This window comes from Acinetobacter legionensis, from assembly GCF_048552295.1.
In the GTDB taxonomy this organism is placed as follows: domain Bacteria; phylum Pseudomonadota; class Gammaproteobacteria; order Pseudomonadales; family Moraxellaceae; genus Acinetobacter.
Genome location: NZ_JBIMCW010000005.1, coordinates 90,063 through 106,709 on the forward strand (window position 1 = coordinate 90,063; position 16,647 = coordinate 106,709).

A 16,647-nucleotide genomic window follows, 5' to 3' on the forward strand; every position below is an offset into this window, starting at 1 on the left:
AATTCCAGACAATATTAAACCTGTCTTTCCTAATTTCTATAATACTCAGTCATCTAATCGTAATGTGAATATCAATTAGAAAACAGATATTCACGTTAGCGGTAATTCTGATCCGATGTTGGCAACTCGAAATGTTCGTAATGAACAAGACGCTGTTAATCTGCAAATGACTAGAAATTCTAAGGGAGTGAAGGTTTAGTTAATTAATACTCACTGGTGTATCTGATCTTTTGAACTCTTTGCCATATTCAGAGTATTCATTATCTTGAATTGAATAACATGTTTTTACATTATCATAATCATCTCGATAAGCAAAAATACTTCCTTGAGTGCATAAGAGTGAATTATTAACTGAGTATTGGATTACGGGAGGTTTTCCTGTTAAATCTCCTTTTTTATCTTTAAAACCTAGAATTCCATCTCTTAAAGGTAAAGCTAAGCCATTTTTTGTATCTAAAGCAATAAATCTAAATATTTGAGGTGATGAGCTTAGGTTGAGAAGAATGTACTTTTGGTTAAAATTAGGTTTTTGTGTTTTTAGAGCATTTTTGTATTTAGCCACGTTTACTTTTGAGCAAAAGTTGAAATCATCATAATCAAATTGGCATTCGGTTGTAGCTTTGTATGGAGCATTAGCCCAAGCCCCACCACTAATTAAAAGAGTTGAAAGGAATAGTTTTTTCATTTGTTTGCTTCTCTAAAATTGTGTTTACTTGATTAATTGATAGGACTAAGGCGACCAAATAATTTAAAATCTTTAGCTTTAACCCAACCTGAAGTATCATTGCCGTTTTTATCTATATACATTACATAAAGCCAAGTTTGATTTTCGTTCTTAAATTCCTGATAAGCTATAACTGAATCATTCTGAATAATAAATACACCTTTCAACTTACATTCGCTTGATGGTGCTGAATGAAAATATGATCTAAATCCCTTTGTACCTTGAACTGTATAGGAATACTTTGTTCCGTAATGCATGCCATTATCATCTGCTATCTTCGATAGGTAATCACATGTCTTAGCCCAAGCCCCGCCGCTTAATAAAAGGGTAAGAATTATTAGTTTTTTCATTTATTTTCATCTCTAAAAGTGTGCTTACTTGATTAATTAATAGGACTGATACGATCAGATATTTTTAAGTCATTTTCTTTAATCCATCCTGAAGTATAAACTCTATCTTTAGAGCCATACATCACATAGATCCAATTGTGGTTATCATTAGTAAACTTTTGATAACCAACTACTGAATCATTAGGAATTAAGTAAGTCTTAGCATATTTACATTTATTCGCCGGTGCAGAATGAAAGTATGCTCTATGTCCCTTTGGTCCTTTAACAACAAAGCTGTATTCAGTTCCATAATGTATGCCTTTTTTATCAGCTATTCTGTTCAAATCTTCACAACTTGCCCATGCCCCAACACTAAACATACAACAAGCAATTAAAATTAGTTTTTTCATTTATGGATCCCTTTTTTATTCACTCTATGATAGATTTTTTACTGAAAAGAACAAGATGCAGTTAATTTATAGATGACTAGAAACTCGGGGGAATATTTTTCATGAAACATATTATCTTTTTTAGCTTAATAAGCCTTATAAGCTGTTCAGTAATTGCTAAAGATTGCCTTGAATTGGTATCCTCTACAAATATTAGAGATATGCTATTCTAAGAAATTAAACTCGGCAGCAAAGAAACTGCTTTTAATATATCAGAGTAAATAAAAACTCTTGAACCTGACTATAAGCAGCAACTAATAAAAGCTCAAAGGCTTTGGGTGCAATTTAAAGAAGCAGACTGTATCATGAGTTAAGTTATTCAACCATGATACACATACACACGATGATACAAGGATCGATCTGCTGTATGTGTTTATGTTAGTTTATATAAAGCAATAAAAATCCCTAAATCATTATAATTTAGGGATTTTTTAAATCATACAAAGCTATTTGAGTTTATATGACTTTAATATCTTGGTAGGTATATCCAGACTCGAACTGGAGACCTCTACGATGTCAACGTAGCGCTCTAACCAACTGAGCTATACACCTGAAGTGCTGAGAATATTATTCATTTTTTAATAAGATGACAAGCCTTATTTCTTCACTTTTAATGCATTCGCACACTCTTTAAGCAATTTCTTGATATTTTTAATATCCTGTTGATTTTCATTACCTAAATAGACAATTTTTTGAAAAATCTGATTCACTTGCTCAAACAGATGTTTTTGTTCAGCCCGCAAGGTTAAACGCTGCATCCATTGTTGAAACGTTTCTGCTTCTGCTTTTTGATCAACCACAGATAATTGATGATTAAATTGAGCAATGATTCGCTCAAGTCCTGACATTTGACGATTGCGCCAAAATTGCGTCACACCCCAATAGATCAACAGTAATCCGAGAATTCCAAAAATTAAAACTAAACCATAACTATAGGCCGATGTTAAGCCAAGTTTCTTCATCCAGCCGCTTTGCTTCTCTGCATCGTAACCGACAACCTTACTCTGCCATTGAAAACCAGCATAGTCACTCCAAACACGCAATGTTCTAAGCAGCGATGAATGCTGAAAACGCAAATTTGAATAACCCGCATCACCAAAAATCGAACGATCATCATTCATCACATTTTGCATACCACGATCAATACGTGTTGGTGCAATGATAGCTGTTGGATCAATGCGTTGCCATTGCCCATGTTGATAAACCTCAGCCCAAGCATGTGCATCTAACTGGCGTACTTCCCAACTCTGACCATCAGGAGACAACTCCCCCCCTTGGTAGCCTGTGACCACACGCGCTGGAATCCCAACATAACGCATCAGCAAGACAAAGCTTGAGGCATAATGTTCACAAAACCCCTGCCGTGATTGAAACAAGAACTCATCAACACGGTGATTCCCTAACTTTCCAGGGGCAAGTGTATAAACAAAATTTTCTTTCTTGTACCAGTTCAATACATTCTGAATATAAGCTTCAGGATTAGACTGACTCTGCTGATACAGATTTAAAGCAAACTTCTGAGCTTGTAGATCACTCTTTTTCGGATAACTGAGGTTATTTTTCAGCATCATCTGTTCAAAATGTGCATCTTGAATATCTCTAACCTGACTCCCCACCCACTGCAATTCAATTGGCTGGGTACGCTGTACCAGTCGTTTAGGTGTAATCGACCAATCTTGGTGTAACTCAAAACGTTGTTCTATTGGAATGGACTTTTCTAAACCGGTAATCCATTGCTGACTTGGATCACTGGCAAGATATTGATAATGAAATCCATCAAGATGCCCTGCGATCTTGGAATACGCTTTTACCTGTTTATTGGCAAACTCACTTGTCCACGTTGTACCATCATAACGATCAAGCACCATCGCTCGCCAATACAGCTCATTACGATTTGGCAATTGCTTCATATTGCCAATAATTCGAAATGCCAATGCACTAGACTGTGAAAGCTCAGCGATATCACCTGGTGACATGCGATCACTCAATCCCGTTACCGCTTTATTATTGGGAATGGGGATTTGCCAAAGTGGTGGCAAACGCGGGAAAAACATAAACAGTAAAACAAAGAATGGCAAAGCTAATGCAATAAATTTAAGAATATGTATTGAATCAGTTTTAAATGACTGAAAAATCGGTTGATCTATTTCAAAATTAACGATTTGTACACGATATAGCCCAACCAAGCAACTGATTAAACAGCACAAAACTAACAGTGCCATCCAAAAGGCTTGGCTGTGTAAAAACAAACTGGCACTGACGAATAAAGCGAAGTTAAACAGAATAATGAAGTCTCGTTTTGATTTGGTTTCAAGCGCTTTAGCAAATAAAAAAGTGGAGAGAACGGCTGTCCCTGCTTCTACGCCTAAAAATGTGCGTGAATCAAAATAAATGATGAGCAAAGCTAAAAGTGCAAAAACTAATTTTGGGATTTGTGTAAATAATCGAGGCAGATTATAGACTTGATGTTTATTAGTTTTGTCATAATACAGCGCCAAAGTCATTATATTAATGAGGAATAAAATAGACAATGCAATAGGCATATAAGCCAGTTGTGCCAACCAAATTAAACTCAGCACAACTAAAATTGAAATTTGTATCGATTTATTCATTGTTCATCCTCACGCTTGCGCCAATAAGGTTTTGATATGAATATAGTGCTGTTCTCCAATCCCATTTTCAGTTTGTGCATGCGGTAAAATGATGCTGTACGGCGTTTCAGTCTGATGACATCGATCGACCAACTCCATCATAAAACTCAGCTTCTCTTCATGGTCTGCACTTGGCATTTTGCTATATTCAATTTGCATCGCATGGGTATCGACCAAATCATCGAATTGTTTGACAAATAATCCTTGTCCACGCGCAGCCTGTTTCCAAGAAATGCTTTGCAATGAATCACCTGATTTAAAAGTCCTTAACTCTTTAAATTCATCTAAATCAGGTTCGCCCGTATTAGAATAATTCTGTGATTGATGCGTTAAAGGCTTCGCTTCAGGAGCAATCCAATAACTTTCAGTTAAATAAATATAGGTCCATGCCCGCACCAAACCGAGTGGATATGTGGAGTAAATTTGAATTGGGGGGACTGAAAATTCGCCACGTTGTTGTGGGATAAAATTCAATTCAAAACTTTGTTGTTTTTCTTCAAATAGAAAAGATTGTAATTGTTCATCAAATTTAAAGTTTAAAAATTTAGGCGTAGCACGGTCCTGTTGTAGGTTTACTTTCACTTTAAAAACTTCATTAACCTTACCCACCTCATTGACAATTACGTCTAATGTAATCGCATGTAATTGTTTAAAACTGAGATAGAAACTAATACATAAAATCGCATTCATTAAAAAACAAAAGCCAAGAATTAAATTATTGGCATAATTAATACCAGCAATAAAAGTAATCAGAATGAGGACTAGATATAAAAAACCCTGCTGGTATATAAAAACCAACACTTGGTTTTGTTTCAGTGTACGAGTTCCTGTATAGCGAAACCGAAGATGCAGCCATTTAACAAATCGTTGACCTAACATAAGCGTTTCCAATTAGCCCTTTACAGGAACTTTTTGCATAAGCGCTCGTGTCTCAGACTCACCTAATCCTATACGATGAGACACCACAGCAACAAATACGGCTTGTACATCATCTGCAATTACAAATTGTCTTTTTTCAATCAAAGCATAGGCTTGTGCTGATTTTTTTAACGCCAATAATCCACGTGGAGATAAGCCATGACGACCTTTACGTGTTTCTTCTGCTAAATCAAGCATATATTCAAAAACCACATCGCTCAATGCAATTTGATTTACCATACATTGTAATTGCAAAATTTCCTGATGTTGAAAAATTACTTGCAACTTTTCAATCAAATCATGTCGTGAGTTTTGTTGTAGTAATAGTTTTTCTGCTGCGCGTGATGGATACCCCAAAGACAGTCGCATTAAGAAACGATCAAGTTGTGACTCTGGTAAACTATAGGTTCCACTTTGAAAAAGTGGGTTCTGCGTTGCAATCACCCAAAATGGATGAGGTAAAGAGTAACGTGTACCATCTATAGTGACATTGCCCTCTTCCATTGCTTCAAGCAAAGCACTTTGGGTTTTAGGGCTACAGCGGTTAATTTCATCTGCAAGCAGAATTTGGGTAAAGATTGGACCGTGTTTAAACTCAAATCGATGCTCTTTTTGATTAAACATATTGATCCCAATCACATCACTTGCCAGCATATCATTGGTAAACTGAATCCGTTGAAAATCGAGACCTGCTAGACGTGACAAACTGCTGGCTAAGGTGGTTTTTCCAAGTCCGGGTAGATCTTCAAAAAGTAAATGTCCACCAGCTAATAGACTACATAACGCCAGTTTAGTCTGATGACTTTTATCTAAAATAATTTGGTTAATTTGACTTAAAAAGTCATCAATTTTGGGGTAAAAGTGAACGAGGTCTAAATTTGTTACAGGACTATGTTGTTCTGATGCCTTTACTTGTGTTGTTCCCCAAATCACCTTATATTTCCCCAATAAAATTATTGTAACTTCCTTAACATACACGGTTTTAAGGAATACTCAATCTTGACTGCTATAATTCCTTATTTTCATTTGCTGAATATTAGATATACTTCAAAATTTATAGCCCCCATCAACTAAAATTTTAACTTTGCAGCATGTTTTAACTTTATTTTTAAATCATCTGCACCAATTGAAAATTCACTTCCTGAAATTTCAGCCTGTTTAATCAATTCGATTAAGGTTTTATTGATAGGCGCTTGTTTACCTAACTGCTGGGCGAGCTGAACGACTTCGCCATTAATCCAGTCCACTTCTGTGGTTCGCCCTGCCATCAGATCATCTTGCATAGATGATCGCGCCAAGGGATCAATTGCCAACATTTTACGGCTTAATATTTTAAAAATGAAATCGGGCAAACTGATTATTTTAGGCAATAGATGTGCCGAAATTGCTGTGAGTTTGGCTGGCTTAATTTGTGCTAAATCTAAGAGATATAACGTTTCTTGTTGCGCCATAGCAAGGCATTGTCGATATTGATGATTAGACAATTGTTGTTTTAACGGTAACTTTGATAAAGCATTGATTGAATTATTTAAATTCAGCAAAATTTTTGCCCATTGCACTGCAAGCATATCCTGATCAAAAACAATTTCTAATTCAGCTTGTTTAAAAAGCTTGGCTAAATCCTGTTGCTGTGCATACGCTTTCACATGCAACGCACCAGATGTCCCTTGATGAAAATGCCCAACTGCTTGAACTGCAACATTAAAAGGCACCATACCTTCTAAAATCGAATGATGTTTTAAAATCCACTTTAAAATCGGAACATTACTCAACCCGTTTTGAAAACTCACAATATAGGGTCTGTGTGCGCCCAAGTTGTCATAAAGTTCCTTGGCAACTTGCTCAGTCGCAGCCGACTTTACACATACAAAAATAATATCAGCATCTGTGACTATTTTAGGATCAACACTGAGCTGTAAATCATTTGCCGCGATTTTTATCGTTTTACCAGTGTAATCTGTCAGTTTTAAACCAGACGTGCTTAATTCTTCATATACACGAGAACGTGTAATAAAGCTCACATCAGCACCTACCGTTGCTAATCGACCGCCAATATAACATCCAATACTACCAGCACCATAAATATAGATTTTCATAGCAGTCTCCTTTTCATTTATATGTATTACATGATTTTAGCGGAGTTAGAATTTGCCAACTGTCAGTTATACGACAAGTCTAATCATGAAGTGTGCTGTTATTGCGTTAAACCGATAAATCACTTCGCTCATCTTCAATAAAAAACGGCACCCAAGTGCCGTTTCTATTTAAGCTTTAAATCAACTTATACATTCCATCAACATGGGCATTTCTTCATTGTTCCACCAGCTGTTGGATAGCGGGCATCTACACAATAGCGATGAAAAGTCTTTTCATCCATTGCATCCATATCGGGATGATGCTTTTTCATATGTTCCAGATAATTTTGATAATCTGGAACACCCACCATCAAACGGAAACTTTGTTGTAAGCGTGTCCATAATGTTGCAATTCTAGACCAATTTTTAGGATTAAAAATTAGTTCCTTTTGCGACATGATGGTCATCTTGATGATTTTATAAATCACCGTTTTACCACCTTGAGCAAATTTAAGCTTCATCACTCACCTTTCACTCTATCTGCAATATCAACTTAGTGTGATTTAGAAACAGACACTTCTTCAGGATCTGCATATACCGCTGGAGCTTCATTTACTGTTGGTGTAGGACTCGCCAATGCACGACGAATTGCGCCAATAGCGGCAAACAGCATCACAATCGCAACAATCATAAAGAATGCACATAGTGCAGCATTGATTTGATTGGACAATACAATGGTTTGCATTTCTTCAAGTGTTTTGGCTGGTTTTAAAATTTCACCATTGGCAATTGCTGTTGAGAATTTATCCGCCTGAGCCAAGAATCCAATCTTAGGATTAGTATGGAAGATTTTTTGCCAACCCGCAGTCATACAGGTAATGAATAAGAAAATTGTTGGGATAATGGTAACCCATACATATTTCTCTTTCTTCATTTTAAATAAAATCACTGTACCTAAGATCAAAGCCATTGCCGCAAGCATTTGGTTACCAATACCAAACAAAGGCCATAAGCTGTTAATACCACCAAGTGGGTCGACTACACCTTGATAAACAAAGAAGCCCCATCCCGCAACAGCAACCGCTGTACCGATCATATTCCCCACGAAGTTGTGTGAGTTTTTAAGTGCTGGAACAACGATACCCACCGTATCCTGTACCATAAAACGACATGCGCGAGTTCCAGCATCGACTGCAGTTAAGATAAACAGCGCTTCAAATAAGATCGCAAAATGATACCAGAACGCCATCATTGAACGATTATTGAAAATATCCGTGATGATATGAGCCATACCAATTGCAAATGTTGGTGCACCACCAGTACGCGAAAGAATCGTACTTTCACCGACTTCTTTTGCCAGCAAGCTCAATGTTTCAGGTGTAACCACAAAACCAAGTGTACGTACTGCTTCTGCCGCGCTTTCTACTGTAGTACCCAATACTGCCGCTGGCGCATTAATCGCAAAATAAACACCCGGTTCAAGCACTGTTGCACAAATCATTGCCATGATTGCAACAAATGATTCCATTAACATACCGCCATAACCAATGACACGAATATTGACTTCGTTATCAATCAGTTTAGGTGTAGTTCCAGACGAAACTAAGGCATGGAAACCAGAAATCGCACCGCAAGCAATGGTAATAAATAAGAATGGGAACATGGATCCAGCAAAGACAGGACCTGTACCATCGATAAAATGCGTAACAGCCGGCATTTTTAACATTGGCATTGCAACCATAATACCCACTGCTAAACCTGCAATTACACCAATTTTTAAGAAAGTTGATAAATAATCACGCGGTGCTAATAACAGCCAAACAGGTAATACTGAAGCGACGAATCCATAAATGATCAAAGCCCAAGTGAGTTGTGTTCCTGTTAATGTGAAGAATGGTCCCCAATAAGGATCAGCGGCAACATTTCCACCATAAACAATTGCAGCCATCATCAGAACAAAACCAATGATAGATACTTCAGCAATCTTACCTGGGCGGATATAACGCATGTAAATGCCCATAAATAAGGCAATTGGTATCGTCGCTGCAATACTAAACACACCCCATGGGCTATGTGCAAGTGCTTTTACCACTACCAATGCCAATACAGCAAGGATGATAATCATCACGCCTAATGCACCAAGCATGACCACAACACCAGCAAATGAACCAAGCTCTTGCTTTGCCATTTCCCCAAGTGAGCGGCCATCTCGACGTGTAGAGATAAATAAAACCAAAAAATCCTGAACCGCACCTGCAAGAACAACCCCGACTAAAAGCCAAATTGTTCCGGGTAAATAACCCATTTGGGCAGCAAGAATAGGTCCAACCAATGGCCCCGCTCCTGCAATAGCAGCAAAGTGGTGGCCAAAAAGTACATATTTATTGGTCGGAACATAATCCAAGCCATCTGCTAAACGATGTGCTGGAGTTAATCGCCGAGAATTTAGTTCAAAAACTTTATTGGCAATAAATAAACTATAAAAACGATATGCAATGCTATAGACACATACCGCTGCAAGTACTAGCCAAACCGCATTGACATGCTCACCCTTGCTCACCGCAAGTATTCCAAAAGATACTGCACCAATTATGGCGACAATCACCCAGATCAATTTTGATAAGGGTGATGATTTTGTTTGAATATTTTCCATTAAAACCTCACATCTTGATTACAAAAAGCAGTTCCATTGTTTTTATAAAGCGTAATGCATTTCCGTGACTCATTCCTTGGTGACTCTACTCCTCATTTTTTTGTTTTCATCTAAGACTTTGGCATTAAAACTGATCTGAATATGTACTATTAGCATGACATCACAATGACTTAAATCGTGACTTTGTTATTTTTATCATTCATATAATAATTCGACTATCTGACTCTACTATTAATTATGGGCTATCATTCTACGACTTTAGTCGAAAATTTAGCCGTTATTCTCTATTTTATAAAAGCTTTTACCCTTAGAAAGGCTTATACAAACTCTAATCTAAATACAATAAAAAAGGGATGATTTTCATCATCCCTCAGCTTCTTCATTTTTCAAAAAATGCTTAAGCACGCTCTAAGTAATCACCAGTACGAGTGTCTACACGAACGCTTTCTTCTTGCTGTACAAATAATGGAACACGTACAACTGCACCTGTTTCAAGTTTAGCTGGTTTACCACCACCACCTGAAGTATCACCACGTACACCAGGATCAGTTTCAACGATTTTCAATACAACGAAATTTGGCGCACTTACGTTTAATGGAATACCATTAAATAGCATAATTGTGCATTTTTCGTTTGAATCGTCTTTCAACCATTTCGCAGCATCACCCATTGCAACTTTATCAGCAGCAATTTGTTCAAAAGATACGGGATCCATGAAGTTCCACAATTCGCCATCGTTGTAGAGATAATCCATTTCTACTTCTACAATATCAGCTGCTTCTAGAGATTCACCTGATTTAAAAGTTTTTTCTAATACTTTGCCAGATCTTAGGTTACGTAGTTTTACACGGTTAAACGCTTGACCTTTACCTGGTTTTACATATTCGTTTTCCATGATTGAACATGGGTTACCATCAAGCATAACCTTTAGGCCAGCTTTGAAATCATTTGTAGAATAATAGGCCATGAAAGGCACACTCCGAACTTACTAATTTAAATCTCTACTGCGATGCTATCAGCAAATCACCCGATTTGTGATAGTGATCATTCCAAACAGCAAAGAATGTATTTTACATTTTTCGTATTCTAAATGAGCAATACATCGTGAAGCAATGAAAAATTACCCATGTTCGGTCAGATTGAGGGTAAAATCTTCGATTCATTGGTGATTCACTGCTGTTCAATACAAATCAACTGTACTGAAAGCATTTTTCCATTGAAATATTTCAAATTGGACCTGACAAATTCAATCTGAACAAGCAATACAATCCGCTTTCCCTATCTCCAACTATTTATCGCACGTGGCATGTTAAATTACTTATATCAAGAGCAAAATTGGCAATCTCAACTCAGTGATTTAATTACTGACCCAATAGAGCTGTTAGAAACACTTGAACTTTCTAAAGCCCAGTTACTGTCTGGCGCTATCCTCGCGTCTGGACAATTTAAACTACGTATACCGCGCGCATTTGTAAAAAAGATGGAGGTTGGAAACCCCCTAGATCCGCTTTTACTACAAGTTTTACCACATCATCTTGAAATGGAAGAACATGAAGGCTTTATCATAGATCCTCTTGATGAAGAACAAGCCAATCAGATTCCTGGATTATTACACAAATATAAGTCACGTTTTTTACTTACCCTTACCGGTGCTTGTGCCGTACATTGCAGATATTGCTTTCGTCGTCATTTTCCTTATCAAGACAATTTACCTAAAAATGAAGATTGGTTGAACATTAAAGGCTATTTAGAAGATCATCCGGAAATTAATGAAGTGATTTTGAGTGGTGGCGATCCGTTGACGCTATCTAATCGAAAATTAGCCATCTGGATAGAACGTCTAGAATCTCTCAGTCAGATTAAAATCTTGCGAATTCATTCACGAGTTCCAATTGTAATTCCAGAAAGAATCGATGAAGAGCTAGTTTCTTTATTGAAAAACAGTAGGCTACGTGTAATTCTAGTGGTACACTCAAATCATCCAGCAGAATTAGATAATTTGACCTGTTCAAAGTTATCTCATTTAGCAAAACAAAATATTCTTGTGTTGAATCAAGCAGTCTTACTTAAAGGTGTGAATGATTCTGCACAAACTCTTGTTAATTTGAGTCAACGACTTTTTGAAGCACAAGTTTTACCCTACTATCTTCATGTTTTAGATAAGGTAAAAGGTGCACATCATTTCGATTTAGGGGCGGAAAAAATTGATCAGATCTATAAGGATGTATTGGCCAGTTTACCGGGTTATCTAGTTCCTAAACTGGTTCGAGAAGTCGCGGGAGAGAATAATAAAACACCGCTTTTTGGAGTCACAACCTTTTAAGAGTTGAAATACTCATGATAAATAAAGAAATTTCAGAAATTTTTCAAAATATCACGGTTCTACAACGAGAAAGTCTAAGTTTTGCAGAAAACTCTGTGGCGTCTGTCAATGCATGGGTGGCCACACTTTCTATTATGCAACTTGGTGACACCTCAGAGTCTGTCTTAAAAGCCATAAGTGAAATCAGTGAATTAGATTGTAGCGAAATGCTACGCTTTGACTTAATTCAAGTTTTACATCCAATTACAGAAAGTATTTTATCTAGCCTTGAAAAAAATATCTTAAATCAAGGTCTTTCTCAAAATGCGCGTATTGAACATATTATTGATCTTTCTTCTAGAATTCGCACCTATTTTGCCAACGTGTACATCAATATTGTGCGAAGAAGTCATCAAACACTAGTTTCAAATAAATTCTCATTTTTTAATTTCAAAGAAAAACGAAATTTACAGACAGCACGTACACTTGCAACCTTTTATGCTTTAGAACAGCTTGGTTTATTATTAGTTCAGCAACAAATGCTCTACAGTGGTCCATTGACCCATCAATGGTTAACCACCCACCTTCTTTATGAGCTCGCTGTTAAGAATCAAGAATTTAATATTAATATCAATCAATTACAAGGCACACATTTTACCATTCAAAATATCCAGCAAGCCTATGCACAAGTACTGCTTTTGGATATTTTTAATACGCATCAGATTCGTCCAACAGAAACACAAGCGCTTTATCAATGTACATTTGATTGGGTTAAACTTATTCAAATATTACCAAGAGAAACCAGTTTATCGCGTTATGTGATTGATGGCTCAAAAGACGTTCCGCCCATTTACAATCGCAAACAACATGCTAACTTTCGGACTTCTTTATATATTTCTACACAGAATCTGCTGGAACATATTAATTCAACGATTCATAAAGATGAATATCTGTCTAAAAATGAACAGATCTATTTATCCGCTGCATTAAAGTTTCATGTGCAAAATGTCTTGGGTACGACAACTGAACGTCAACATGAGCGCTATGAATACTCTGCACAACTTCAAATTTGCTTTAGCTTACAAACAGCGCATTTCTATTTATCCAAAGCTAAGAATTTCTATGAAACACTCAATTTAAATAACAATTATGCATTTCAGTCTGAATCCAATATCCATTCATCTATTTCAACAGGCTCAAGCACCGCATCAAACTTAGGACAAATTAAAAGTTTAGACCGTGAAGCAAAACAAATCTATCAAACTCAAGTACTAGACATTAGCGTCAGTGGTTATCGTATTCGATGGTCAGATGAAACCCCACGAAACTTAAGAACAGGGGAATTTATCTTGGTCAATGAAAGCCTCAATGACAAATGGAAAGGTGCAATCATTCGTTGGATCAAACAGTCTGTTAAAAAAACCTATGAAGTTGGTCTAGAGGTTTTAGCCCAAGATATTTACCCATGTGCAGTAAAAGTTCCAGCAGATCGCTCAACCATTAACTACCACCCTTGTCTTATGGTTCAAGTACAAAATTTGAATGAATCAAATATTTCTATTATTTTGCCAAATTTACCGTTCTTCAAAGAACAGCAAGCCATTTATTTACGTTTAGACACTGAAGAAATTAAAGTGTATTTAACAAAAACACTGTTAATTACCCAGAGCTTTATTCAGTTCGAATTTGAATTGATCAATGATGAAGAAAATAATCGTATAGATCAGTTCATTCAACACCAATCAGCCAATTTGAATAATCAAGATGTATGGGAAGCTTTAAAGTGAGAAATCTATTATTATCGAAAAAATTAAAACTGTCTGAAACTAGATTACTCATTATTGATGATAACCAAATTCGTTATAATCAAATTATTGATCTTTTTCAAAGTAAGAATCATCAAGTACAAGCGATATTACTTGATGATTTAAAAAGTTTTGAAAAGCAGCTCAATACTTCATGGGACTTGATTATTTTTGGTCGTGCTTATGACATCAAAATTGAGCAAGCTATTACATTGATTCAAGCCTCTGCTGATATTGATCTACCTGTTTTGTTCTTAAAACCTGAAGATTATCAAACCAACCAATATCAATCCTATATTCAAAAAGGCATCTATGATGTAGTTGACTTAAAATATACCGATCGTTTTTATATTAGCTTAATTCGTGCACTGTCTTACAGTCGCACCTTACAAGCGAAAAAACACCTTTTAAATGATCTTGAAAATGCCAAGAACCAAGCTCAAGCCTTGGTTGAAGAACAGCACAAAGCAATTGCCTTAATTCAGGAAGGTATTCATACCCAAGCCAATACTGAATATCTGAAATTGTTTGGTCTAAAAGATGAAGCAGAAATTATTGGATTGCCTTTATTAGATATTTTAAAGCCTAAGAATATCCATGATTTTAAACAACGTTTTAAAAAGATTTCTCAAGGTAATTTTGATTTAGCACGTTTTGAAATAGATACCCTGAATAGCGATGCTAAATCAGAAAATCCTTTGAAAATTGAGTTTCTTCCTTCAGATGAAGAAGACTGTATTCAAATCACCATTGAGAACAATTCTACAAGTCAAGCCTCTCAAGCTCACTCATTCGACTCTGCTAAAAAAGGAATGAGTAGTGTCGCTAGTAGTTACCAAAAAATTCAGTATGCTTTAATTAATCAACCCGCTAAATCTAATGCTTTAGTCCTTTTTAGCTTCGCCGCTTGTCCTGAGAATATTTTAACTTCGCCTTGGAAAACAGCTATTCAGTACTTAGAAGGCTTTAAAAATTTTATTCAAGAACAAACCAATAGCACAGTATATCAAATTGATATGTTATTGTATGCTGTTATTTTACAAGCAGAATCAGAGACGATTTTAGAGTCACGCATCCATGGACTTCATGCTTTAGAAAAGCCACAATTACTTGAGATTGATAGTCATACTTATCCACTGAATATTAAGATTGGATATTCAAATATACAGCAAAACAACTTTACAGAAGCAAATTTTGAGGATGTTTTAGAACAAGCCTATGATCATCGTTTAGCAAAAAAAGAGTCTGTATCAGACCAACAATTAACCGCAACTTTACAAGACACTAAAATTGAATTGTCATTGGTTGAACAAAAGTTAGATGCTGAACCATTGCAGCTTCAAAGTGACCCGATTGAACCTACAGCAAAATCTCAGCTTGAAAATACATTGGTAGAGAAACAAGAACAAATTAAAGAAACTCCAGCGGCTCATATCTTTAAAACCTCCGCTATTCTTGGTCAAATTGCACAATCTCTTGAAAAAAGTGAGATTCAGCTAAAATACCAACAACTTTATGACAAACAAGATAGTAATTTAAATACTTATGAGGTTAGTAGCGGTTTTATTTTTGAAAATCAGTGGAAAAAAGTAAGTAATTTAATTGATTTAGATGATGATATTGAACTTTCAATTAAATTAGATCGCTGGATATTAGTTGAAGCATGTAAGCAATTACATAACTTTATCACCCAGTATCCAGAAGCAAAATTAATCGTTAATTTAAATCGCCATGTCCTATTTCACGACAAGCAGTTCCCTGAGCTTATTTCTAAACTCTTAACGATTGTTGGAAGCCGTCAATCCCATCCTCTGATTTTACAATTTGATGAAGAGGATATAGCAAAAAATATCATTGAATCTCACAAGCAAATTGGTGTTTTACGTGATCATGGTGCCGAAATTTCAATTCGACGTTTTGGTTCTAGTATTTCAAGTGAAGCTATCTTAAAACAATTGGATGTAAGTTTGTTAACACTGGATGAGAAGTTTACGCAGCAGATGAATTGTGAGGCCAGCATGACTCAATTCCAACATACCCTGGAAAAATATCACACTATTAAACCAATTGAATTTTTGCTGAAAAATTTAAATGATATGAACTCTTTTGCAAATGCATGGAATGTAGATGTAAGATACTTACAGGGTGAATATTTCCAGAAAAAATTGGATCATTTAACTGACGTCCAAGATCAATAAAGTATAATATTAAAAAAGGTTGAGCGCCTAAAAAACTCAACCTTTTAAATTAATAGCATAAATAGATTAAAACTGGATAAAATTCAGCAACAAAAAAACGGGCTTTAGCCCGTTTTTTATGTTTTGTCGTATTAACGTTTAACAGAACGTGACATACCAGCAAAACGTTGTTTGAATTTATCGATACGGCCACCAGTATCAACATTCTTCTGTTTACCAGTATAGAATGGGTGGCAAGCTGAACATACGTCTAAATAAAGTGTCTCTTTACCTAAAGCTGAACGAGTTTCGATAACGTTACCACATGAACAAGTAGCAACTAATTTTTCATATTTTGGGTGAATATCGGCACGCATGGTCGATTCTCCTAAGTTAAGAAAGGTTTAGCTGTCATCGCAATTAACCACTCTCAAAATCTAATAAAACTTTGAGGAAAGCAGATTTAAATTCTAAATCAGCAGATTAACACCATAACAGACCATTTCTTTTGGCCCACCGAGACTATAAGCGTCAGAGCTAAGCACAACAAGTGGGCAAGATTAT

General features: G+C 36.1%; 15 protein-coding genes and 1 tRNA gene. 4 read left to right on the plus strand and 12 right to left on the minus strand.

Going from position 1 to position 16,647, the window contains the following annotated elements:
* Positions 1–199: 199 nt before the first annotated feature.
* Genes ACG916_RS05770 through ACG916_RS05780 form a run of 3 tightly spaced genes read right to left on the minus strand, consistent with a single transcriptional unit; the run spans position 200 to position 1,463 of the window.
* On the minus strand, positions 200–685 hold the full coding sequence (locus tag ACG916_RS05770; RefSeq protein ID WP_419327366.1) for a hypothetical protein: 486 nt from the start codon (positions 683–685) through the stop codon (positions 200–202).
* 32 nt (positions 686–717) lie between these two features.
* Positions 718–1,074, minus strand: coding sequence for a hypothetical protein (locus ACG916_RS05775; protein WP_336953174.1), 357 nt, complete (start codon positions 1,072–1,074; stop codon positions 718–720).
* A 32-nt stretch (positions 1,075–1,106) separates the two neighbouring features.
* Positions 1,107–1,463 carry a hypothetical protein gene (locus tag ACG916_RS05780; protein ID WP_336953176.1) on the minus strand — a complete coding sequence of 119 codons (357 nt, stop codon included), beginning with the start codon at positions 1,461–1,463 and terminating at the stop codon, positions 1,107–1,109.
* 260 nt (positions 1,464–1,723) lie between these two features.
* Here ACG916_RS05780 and ACG916_RS05785 point away from each other — a divergent pair, with 260 nt between their 5' ends.
* Positions 1,724–1,816 carry a lysozyme inhibitor LprI family protein gene (locus ACG916_RS05785; RefSeq protein ID WP_419327541.1) on the plus strand — a complete coding sequence of 31 codons (93 nt, stop codon included), beginning with the start codon at positions 1,724–1,726 and terminating at the stop codon, positions 1,814–1,816.
* 161 nt (positions 1,817–1,977) lie between these two features.
* On the opposite strand, the gene ACG916_RS05790 is transcribed toward ACG916_RS05785, so the two are convergent.
* The 8 genes from ACG916_RS05790 to efp form a co-directional block, all read right to left on the minus strand.
* A tRNA-Val gene (locus ACG916_RS05790) sits at positions 1,978–2,054 on the minus strand.
* 44 nt (positions 2,055–2,098) lie between these two features.
* Positions 2,099–4,114, minus strand: coding sequence for a transglutaminase TgpA family protein (locus tag ACG916_RS05795; RefSeq protein WP_419328300.1), 2,016 nt, complete (start codon positions 4,112–4,114; stop codon positions 2,099–2,101).
* 9 nt (positions 4,115–4,123) lie between these two features.
* Entirely contained in the window at positions 4,124–5,032 is a 909-nt protein-coding gene (locus ACG916_RS05800) for a DUF58 domain-containing protein (protein WP_419330207.1), read from the minus strand.
* A 12-nt stretch (positions 5,033–5,044) separates the two neighbouring features.
* Positions 5,045–6,004: an AAA family ATPase gene (locus ACG916_RS05805; protein ID WP_419328298.1), complete on the minus strand. Its 960-nt coding sequence runs from the start codon at positions 6,002–6,004 to the stop codon at positions 5,045–5,047.
* Positions 6,005–6,141: 137 nt separating this feature from the next.
* Entirely contained in the window at positions 6,142–7,167 is a 1,026-nt protein-coding gene (locus ACG916_RS05810) for a 2-dehydropantoate 2-reductase (RefSeq protein ID WP_419330209.1), read from the minus strand.
* A gap of 197 nt (positions 7,168–7,364) precedes the next feature.
* Entirely contained in the window at positions 7,365–7,667 is a 303-nt protein-coding gene (locus ACG916_RS05815; RefSeq protein WP_004721243.1) for a YbdD/YjiX family protein, read from the minus strand.
* A gap of 32 nt (positions 7,668–7,699) precedes the next feature.
* Positions 7,700–9,799: a carbon starvation CstA family protein gene (locus tag ACG916_RS05820; RefSeq protein WP_336953186.1), complete on the minus strand. Its 2,100-nt coding sequence runs from the start codon at positions 9,797–9,799 to the stop codon at positions 7,700–7,702.
* A gap of 397 nt (positions 9,800–10,196) precedes the next feature.
* Positions 10,197–10,766, minus strand: a complete 570-nt coding sequence (efp, locus tag ACG916_RS05825) for an elongation factor P (protein WP_004721246.1) — start codon at positions 10,764–10,766, stop codon at positions 10,197–10,199.
* Positions 10,767–11,105: 339 nt separating this feature from the next.
* On the opposite strand from efp, the gene epmB reads away from it, so the two are divergent.
* The 3 genes from epmB to ACG916_RS05840 are packed head-to-tail and all read left to right on the plus strand — an operon-like array spanning position 11,106 to position 16,104.
* Positions 11,106–12,122 carry an EF-P beta-lysylation protein EpmB gene (gene epmB, locus ACG916_RS05830; RefSeq protein ID WP_419328295.1) on the plus strand — a complete coding sequence of 339 codons (1,017 nt, stop codon included), beginning with the start codon at positions 11,106–11,108 and terminating at the stop codon, positions 12,120–12,122.
* A gap of 14 nt (positions 12,123–12,136) precedes the next feature.
* Positions 12,137–13,888 (plus strand): cyclic-di-GMP receptor FimW-related protein, encoded by a 1,752-nt coding sequence (locus ACG916_RS05835; protein ID WP_336953190.1) that lies wholly within the window; start codon positions 12,137–12,139, stop codon positions 13,886–13,888.
* Positions 13,870–16,104 carry an EAL domain-containing protein gene (locus ACG916_RS05840; protein WP_419328294.1) on the plus strand — a complete coding sequence of 745 codons (2,235 nt, stop codon included), beginning with the start codon at positions 13,870–13,872 and terminating at the stop codon, positions 16,102–16,104. Before ACG916_RS05835 ends, ACG916_RS05840 begins: the two co-directional genes overlap by 19 nt.
* Before the next feature lie 131 nt (positions 16,105–16,235).
* Here the strand turns inward: ACG916_RS05840 and rpmE are convergent, their stop codons facing one another.
* Positions 16,236–16,460 carry a 50S ribosomal protein L31 gene (gene rpmE / locus ACG916_RS05845; RefSeq protein ID WP_004721254.1) on the minus strand — a complete coding sequence of 75 codons (225 nt, stop codon included), beginning with the start codon at positions 16,458–16,460 and terminating at the stop codon, positions 16,236–16,238.
* Positions 16,461–16,647 lie beyond the last annotated feature (187 nt).

Coding starts and splice junctions, on each gene's coding strand:
- epmB (WP_419328295.1), top strand. CDS start 11,106: ATGTTAAATTACTTATATCAAGAGCAAAATTGGCAATCTCAACTCAGT.
- rpmE (WP_004721254.1), bottom strand. CDS start 16,460: ATGCGTGCCGATATTCACCCAAAATATGAAAAATTAGTTGCTACTTGT.
- ACG916_RS05840 (WP_419328294.1), top strand. CDS start 13,870: ATGGGAAGCTTTAAAGTGAGAAATCTATTATTATCGAAAAAATTAAAA.
- ACG916_RS05800 (WP_419330207.1), bottom strand. CDS start 5,032: ATGTTAGGTCAACGATTTGTTAAATGGCTGCATCTTCGGTTTCGCTAT.
- ACG916_RS05820 (WP_336953186.1), bottom strand. CDS start 9,799: ATGGAAAATATTCAAACAAAATCATCACCCTTATCAAAATTGATCTGG.
- ACG916_RS05770 (WP_419327366.1), bottom strand. CDS start 685: ATGAAAAAACTATTCCTTTCAACTCTTTTAATTAGTGGTGGGGCTTGG.
- ACG916_RS05835 (WP_336953190.1), top strand. CDS start 12,137: ATGATAAATAAAGAAATTTCAGAAATTTTTCAAAATATCACGGTTCTA.
- ACG916_RS05795 (WP_419328300.1), bottom strand. CDS start 4,114: ATGAATAAATCGATACAAATTTCAATTTTAGTTGTGCTGAGTTTAATT.
- efp (WP_004721246.1), bottom strand. CDS start 10,766: ATGGCCTATTATTCTACAAATGATTTCAAAGCTGGCCTAAAGGTTATG.
- ACG916_RS05815 (WP_004721243.1), bottom strand. CDS start 7,667: ATGAAGCTTAAATTTGCTCAAGGTGGTAAAACGGTGATTTATAAAATC.
- ACG916_RS05775 (WP_336953174.1), bottom strand. CDS start 1,074: ATGAAAAAACTAATAATTCTTACCCTTTTATTAAGCGGCGGGGCTTGG.
- ACG916_RS05810 (WP_419330209.1), bottom strand. CDS start 7,167: ATGAAAATCTATATTTATGGTGCTGGTAGTATTGGATGTTATATTGGC.
- ACG916_RS05780 (WP_336953176.1), bottom strand. CDS start 1,463: ATGAAAAAACTAATTTTAATTGCTTGTTGTATGTTTAGTGTTGGGGCA.